This window comes from Caulobacter sp. D5, from assembly GCF_003185805.1.
Taxonomy (GTDB): Bacteria; Pseudomonadota; Alphaproteobacteria; order Caulobacterales; family Caulobacteraceae; genus Caulobacter.
Window position 1 is genome coordinate 1 of sequence record NZ_QHJY01000443.1, and the last position, 6,428, is coordinate 6,428.

Annotated in this window: 6 protein-coding genes; 2 read left to right on the forward strand and 4 right to left on the reverse strand. The window is 69.9% G+C overall.

Translation table 11 applies throughout. The annotated features are described in order from the left end of the window. Window positions 1–70: 70 nt before the first annotated feature. The gene (locus tag DMC18_RS23155; RefSeq protein ID WP_110121994.1) at window positions 71–1,561 is read right to left on the reverse strand and encodes an ATP-binding protein; all 1,491 of its coding nucleotides are present in this window, start codon (window positions 1,559–1,561) and stop codon (window positions 71–73) included. After that, on the reverse strand, window positions 1,558–2,325 hold the full coding sequence (locus tag DMC18_RS23160) for a response regulator (protein ID WP_110121993.1): 768 nt from the start codon (window positions 2,323–2,325) through the stop codon (window positions 1,558–1,560). The genes DMC18_RS23155 and DMC18_RS23160 overlap by 4 nt, the downstream gene beginning before the upstream one ends. Before the next feature lie 104 nt (window positions 2,326–2,429). On the opposite strand from DMC18_RS23160, the gene DMC18_RS23165 reads away from it, so the two are divergent. After that, the gene (locus tag DMC18_RS23165; protein WP_110121992.1) at window positions 2,430–2,891 is read left to right on the forward strand and encodes an EF-hand domain-containing protein; all 462 of its coding nucleotides are present in this window, start codon (window positions 2,430–2,432) and stop codon (window positions 2,889–2,891) included. A 7-nt stretch (window positions 2,892–2,898) separates the two neighbouring features. Here DMC18_RS23165 and DMC18_RS23170 read toward each other — a convergent pair whose 3' ends face one another. Together DMC18_RS23170 and DMC18_RS23175 are read right to left on the reverse strand one after the other, a co-directional pair. Beyond that, window positions 2,899–3,609, reverse strand: a complete 711-nt coding sequence (locus DMC18_RS23170; protein WP_110121995.1) for an MBL fold metallo-hydrolase — start codon at window positions 3,607–3,609, stop codon at window positions 2,899–2,901. Between the two features lie 75 nt (window positions 3,610–3,684). Then, a complete protein-coding gene (locus DMC18_RS23175) occupies window positions 3,685–5,301 on the reverse strand; it encodes an amino acid permease (RefSeq protein WP_110121991.1) in 1,617 nt (538 codons plus the stop codon). Between the two features lie 181 nt (window positions 5,302–5,482). Between DMC18_RS23175 and DMC18_RS23180 the strand changes: the two genes are divergently transcribed. Further along, a partial coding sequence (locus DMC18_RS23180; protein WP_146218187.1) for a DEAD/DEAH box helicase occupies window positions 5,483–6,428 on the forward strand: 946 nt, incomplete at its 3' end.

A 6,428-nucleotide genomic window follows, 5' to 3' on the forward strand; every position in this document is an offset into this window, starting at 1 on the left:
CGTGGCAGCCGAAAGTGTCGGCGGTTTCGGCGTCCGCCACGCGCCAGATAGCGGCCTGAAGCCTTTGGCTTCAGGCGGGCAGGGTCACCTTGGCGCGCAGGCCGCCTTCGGGACGGTTCGACAGCGACACGTCGCCGCCGTGGGCGCGGGCCAGAGAGCGCACGACGGCCAGGCCAAGGCCGATGCCGCCGGTCTCGCGGTTGCGCGAGGGCTCGCCGCGGAAGAAGGGCTCGAACACCCGCTCCAGCTCGGCGGCCGGCACGCCGGGGCCGTCGTCGTCGATCTCGATCACGGCGCAGTCGTTCTCGCGATAGACCCGGCCGCGGGCCGCGCCGCCGTACTTCAGGGCGTTCTCGACCAGGTTGGTGACCAGCCGCTTGAGAGCGATCGGGTCGCCCTCGACGACGATCTTCTCGCCTTCCTCGGCCGTGGCGTTTCCGCCGGTCTCGGCGGTCTCGTCCATGACGCTTTCCAGCAGCGAGGCCAGTTCGAGCTTGGTGCGCTCGGCTTCCCGGCTGGTGTCGCGGACGAAGGCCAGGGTGGCCGAGATCATCGCCTCCATCTGGTCGATGTCGACTTCGAGCTTGTTGCGCACGTCTTCCGGCGCGGCCTCGATACGGAAGCGCAGGCGGGTCAGCGGCGTACGCAGGTCGTGGGCGATCGCGCCGATCATGGCGGTGCGGTCCTCGACGTAGCGGCGCAGGCGCTCCTGCATGTTGTTGAAGGCGTTCGAGGCGGCGTTGACCTCGGCCGAGCCCGACAGGCTGAGCGGCGGTGCGCGCGGATCGCGGCCCAGGCGTTCGGCGGCGGCGGCGAAGGCGGTGATCGGACCGGCCAGGCGGCGGGCGAACAACCAGGCCAGCGGCGAGACGGCCAGCACCGACAGGGCCAGGATCAGCAGGATGCGCTGCTGCCAACTGTCGAAGCGGAAGGTGGGCTTGGGCTCGACCACCATCCAGCGGCCGTCGGCCTGCCGGATCCCGAGCTCGAAGTCGCCGAACAGGAACGGCTCGTCGCGCATGATCGCCGCCAGGCGTTCGACCGACGAAGACATTCGCGGGGACATGCCGGGCGGGGGGCCGCCGGGACCGGGCATGCCGCCCACGCCGTCCGGCCCAGGGCCGGGGCCGGGACCAGGCCCGCCGGGCCCGCCAGGACCGCCACCAGGACCGCCTTGGGGCGGGGGCGATTTCTGCCGCTGGGTGCGCACGAAGAAGCGCGGGCCGTTGTCGGTGAGGATCGAGATGCGCTCGACCGGCACGCCCAGTTCACGGCCGACGGCGGCCTTGAACTCGGCCCGGCGCGGGGAGTCGTCGTTGTCGAGCTTCATGCCCGAGCGATGACGGATGACCAGAGGGCGTCCGTCGCGCGGGTGCACGATCTGGCCGGTCTTCAGCGCCCGGGTGATCTCGCTGAGGCGATAGAACTCGGGCGGGGGCGGCGGCAGCGTGAAGATGACCCCGATGGCGATCAGCTGCGCCGCCACCAGGGTGACGATCACAAGTCCCAGGGCCTGGGCGAACAGGGGAGCGTCGCGTCGCCCCGGGACTGCGAACTTCATGGCGTGCGAGTGACCTTGGGCGTGAACATGTAGCCCTCGCTGCGGATCGTGCGGATCAGTTCGCCGCCGCCGCCGTCGTCCAGCTTGCGCCGCAGGCGGCTGATCTGGACGTCGATGGCGCGGTCGTAGGCGTCGCTGTCGCGGCCACGGGCCAGATCGAGCAGCTGGTCGCGGGTCAGGACCCGTTGCGGGCGCTCGACGAAGGCGCGCAGCAGCGAGAACTCGCCGCTGGACAGGTTCACCACCACCGACTGCGGCGAGCGCAGTTCGCGGCGGACGAGGTCGAGGCGCCAGCCGGCGAATTCGCAGGCCGCGCCCATGGTGTCGTCGCTGGAGCGCGGCTCGGCGCGGCGACGCAGGACGGCGCGGACGCGGGCCAGCAGTTCGCGCGGGTTGCACGGCTTGGGCAGGTAGTCGTCGGCGCCGAGTTCGAGGCCGACGATGCGGTCGGTCTCTTCGCCCATGGCCGAGAGCATGATGATGGCGGGGCCGTCCTGCGCCGCGAGGCGGCGGCAGATGGCCAGGCCGTCTTCGCCCGGCAGCATGACGTCGAGCACGACGAGATCGACCGGACCCTTTGCGAGGGCCTGTTCCATCGTGCGGGCGTCCTGGGCGCTGTCGACGACATAGCCGTGGCGGACGAGGAAGTCGGACACGACGTCGCGAATGCCCGGATCGTCATCGACGATCAGGATGCGGGCGCCGGCGCCCTTGGTGGTGTCCGCGACAGCGGCGGACTGTGCTGTGGTCGGGGAGGTGTCCATGACGGTCGTCCTTTCATGCCCCTGTCACCGTCAGATTTCACGCTTGCAACAGGCGCGCAACCTGATCGTGACTCCCTAGCGTCAAATCGCCACGGAGCATTTTCATGAACCGACTCGCTACCGCCGTCTTCGGCTTGTCCCTGCTGGCCGCCGGGGCGGCCTGCGCCCAGCCCGGGCCGGGCGGACCCGGGCGCGGCCTTGACGCCGACGGCGACGGCGTCGTCACCGCCGCCGAGTTCGAGGCCGCTTCCCTGCAGCGCTTCGACCGCAACGACGCCAACAAGGACGGCGTCATCGACGCGGCCGAGATCGACGCCATCAAGAAACGCTTCGAGGAGCGCGAAGGCGGCAATGGCGGCCCGGGCGGCGGCCCTCCGGCGGGTTTCGGCGCCCGGATGCTGGCCCAGCTCGCAGCGCAGGACGCCGACAAGGACGGCAAGATCAGCAAGGACGAGGCCCTGGCCGCCAGCCGCGCCCAGTTCGCCAAGGCCGACAGCAACCAGGACGGCAAGCTAACCGGCGACGAGTTCCGCATGGGACCGCCCGGCGGCCGGCCGCCCCAGTAGGCGCTTATCAGCCCGGCGAGCGGTTCACCGGAGCCGCGTAGCCGGGCCCCTTCATGGCGGCGACCGCCCGGTCGCCGACAAAGGGATTGTTGCGGCGCTCGGCGCCGAAGCTCGACATCGGACCGTGGCCCGGCACGAAGCGCACGTCGTCGCCCAGCGGCCACAGCTTGCCGGTGATGGCGTCGATCAGGTCCTGATGGTTGCCGCGCGGAAAGTCGGTGCGGCCGATCGAGCCCTGGAACAGCACGTCGCCGACCTGGGCGAACTTCGTCTCGCGGTGGAAGAAGATCACGTGGCCCGGCGTGTGGCCCGGGCAGTGCAGGACCTCGAACTGGGTCTCGCCCACGGTGACGACGTCGCCGTCCTCGAGCCAGCGGTCGGGCACGAAGATGCGGGCCTCGGGCACGCCGTACATCTCGCCGCTCTCCTGGATGCGGTCGATCCAGAACTGGTCGTCCTTGTGCGGGCCTTCGATCGGGACGCCGGTCTTGGCCTTCAGTTCGGCCGCGCCGCCGGCGTGGTCCATGTGGCCGTGGGTGATCCAGATCTTCTCCAGCGTCAGGCCCTGGTCGGCCAGGGCGCGCAGCAGGCGATCGACCTCGCCGCCCGGATCGATGACGGCGGCCTTCTTGGTCTTGGAGCACCAGACGATCGTGCAGTTCTGCTGCAGCGGCGTGACCGGGGCGATGACGGCGCTGATCGGCGACTGGTTGGTCACGGTGGCGGGCTCCAAACGAAAACGGGCGGGACCCGAAGATCCCGCCCGTCTGAACTAGAGACTACTGTCGGCAGATCAAGACCGTTCCTCGGGCGAACCCGGGGCCGGAGCGCCCGGCATCGGCGGAACCGAGGTGCCCGGCGCCTCGGCGGCCAGTTCCGGCACGTCGGTCAAGCCGCGGCCCAGGTGGCTCTTGCGGATGCCGTAGGCCAGGTAGATCACCAGGCCCAGCGCGCCCCAGATCGGCAGCACCAGCATCGCTTCCAGCGGCAGGTTGAAGTAGAGGGCCGCGCAGCCGACCATGGCCAGCGGCGCTACGACCCAGACCAGCGGGGTCTTGAACGGACGGTGGCGGGTCGGATCCTTCACCCGCAGCACCATCACCGCGATCGCCACCATGAAGAAGGCGAACAGGGTGCCGGAGTTGGAGATGTCGGCCAGCTGGCCGACCGGGAAGAAGGCGGCCGCGATCGCGACGAACACGCCGGTGACCATGGTCACGATGTGCGGCGTCTTGAACTTCGGGTGGATGCTGGCCAGCTTTTCCGGCAGCAGGCCGTCGCGGGCCATGACGAAGAAGATGCGGGTCTGGCCGTAGATCATCATCAGGATGACCGAGGGCAGGGCCAGGTTGGCGGCAAGGCCCAGCAGGTTGCCGACCACGGGCCAGTTGATCTCGCGCAGCACGTGGGCGAGGGCTTCGTTCGAGCAGACCAGGCTGTCCTTGTTGGAGGCCAGCGAGCAGGCGGCCTGGAAGGCGGCCGAGCCGGGCTGGACGGCCGAGCCGTCGGCGCCGAGCACCGGCTGGGCGCCGATGGCGCCGATCGCGCCGGAGGCCACCAGCAGGTAGAAGACGGTGCAGAGCGCCAGGCTGCCGATCAGGCCGATCGGCACGTTGCGCTGCGGGTTCTTGGTCTCTTCAGCGGCCGTCGAAACGGCGTCGAAGCCCACATAGGCGAAGAAGATCGAGGCGGCGGCGCCGACGATGCCCATGCCGGTGGTGCCGTGCGGGCCGAACCAGCCGTTGGGGGCGAACGGCGAGAAGTTGCCGCTCTTGATGGCCGGGATGGTCAGCACGATGAAGGCGGTCAGGGCGGTGACCTTGATGGCCACCAGCACGGCGTTGACGCGGGCGCTTTCGGTGGTGCCGATGACCAGCAGGGCGGTCACGGCCAGGGCCACGATGATGGCCGGAACATTGACGATGCCGGCGCTGAAGTCGGCCACCGGGATGAAGCCGTTCATCGACCAGGCCGGTCCGGCCTTGAGCAAGGCTGGCCACTGGAAGCCCAGGGCGTTCTCTATCAGGCCGAGGAAGTAGCCCGACCAGCCGGCCGACACGGCGCTGGCGGCGACGGCGTATTCCAGGATCAGCGCCCAGCCGACCATCCAGGCCAGCGGCTCGCCCATCACGGCGTAGGAGTAGGTGTAGGCCGAGCCCGAGACGGGGACCATCGAGGCCAGTTCGGAGTAGCAGAGCGCGGCGATGGCGCAGACGGCGCCGGCGATCACGAAGCTCCAGATCATCCCGGGGCCGGCCTTCTGGGCGGCCGCAGCGGTCAGAACGAAGATCCCGGTGCCGATGATCGCGCCTACCCCCAGCAGCGTCAGCTGGATCGGTCCGAGCGAGCGATGAAGGGATTTTTTCTCAGCCGTCGCTAGGATCGCATCAAGCGATTTTACGCGCCACATAGTTCCTCCTGGATAGGCAAGACTCCCCCCCGGGGGTCGCCTTTAGAAAATTTTGCGGACGGTGACCCGTTTATGAGCATGGGGTCAAGGCCGCGCCGCCGAAGCGCGTAAATGTTCTCCCGTGGGCAGGCTAGTCCAGTCCTGCTTGGCGTTGATCCCCAGCCCAGCTAAAGCCGGCGCGATGCTGCCCATTTTTCAGGCCATTCCCGCGCTCAAAGGCGCCTTGAGCGACCGCGAGACCGCCGTTCTCGTCGCCCCGCCCGGGGCGGGCAAGACCACGGCCGTTCCCTTGGCGCTGCTGGGGGAATCCTGGGTCGGCGACGGCAAGATCGTGATGCTGGAGCCGCGCCGCCTAGCCGCCCGCGCGGCCGCCGCGCGCATGGCCCAGACCCTGGGCGAGGCCGTCGGCGAGACGGTGGGCTTCCGCGTGCGCCTGCAGTCGAAGGTTTCGGCGAAAACACGCGTCGAGGTGGTCACCGAGGGCGTCTTCACGCGGATGATTCTCGACGATCCGGGCCTGGACGGCGTGGCCTGCGTGATCTTCGACGAGTTCCACGAACGCAGCCTCGACGCCGACCTGGGCCTGGCCCTGGCGCGCGACTCTCAAGGCCTGCTGCGCGACGACCTGAAGATCCTGGTGATGTCGGCCACGCTGGACGGCGCCCGCGTCTCGGCCTTGCTGGGCGACGCGCCGGTGGTCGAGAGCCAGGGCCGGATGTTCCCGGTCGAGACCCGCTATCTGGGCCGTAACGATCGTCTGCGTCTTGAAGAGCGCGTCGGCCGCGCCGTCGAGCGGGCTCTGGCCGAGGAGACCGGCAGCGTGCTGGTTTTCCTGCCGGGGCAGGGCGAGATCCGCCGGGCCGAGAGCTGGCTGGCCGAGCGTCTGCGCCGTCCGGACGTTGACCTTGCGCCGCTCTACGGCGCGCTGGACCCGGCCGAGCAGGACCGCGCGGTGCAGCCCGCGCCGGCCGGGCGCCGCAAGGTGGTGCTGGCCACCTCGATCGCCGAGACCAGCCTGACCATCGAGGGCGTGCGGGTGGTGATCGATGCGGGCCTCTCGCGCGTGCCGCGCTTCGATCCGTCCAGCGGCCTGACCCGGCTGGAGACCGTGCGCGTCGCCCGCGCCG

Excerpts from the sequence above, each read along its gene's own strand:
- DMC18_RS23155 (WP_110121994.1), bottom strand. The coding sequence starts at position 1,561 with ATGAAGTTCGCAGTCCCGGGGCGACGCGACGCTCCCCTGTTCGCCCAG.
- DMC18_RS23160 (WP_110121993.1), bottom strand. The coding sequence starts at position 2,325 with ATGGACACCTCCCCGACCACAGCACAGTCCGCCGCTGTCGCGGACACC.
- DMC18_RS23165 (WP_110121992.1), top strand. The coding sequence starts at position 2,430 with ATGAACCGACTCGCTACCGCCGTCTTCGGCTTGTCCCTGCTGGCCGCC.
- DMC18_RS23175 (WP_110121991.1), bottom strand. The coding sequence starts at position 5,301 with ATGTGGCGCGTAAAATCGCTTGATGCGATCCTAGCGACGGCTGAGAAA.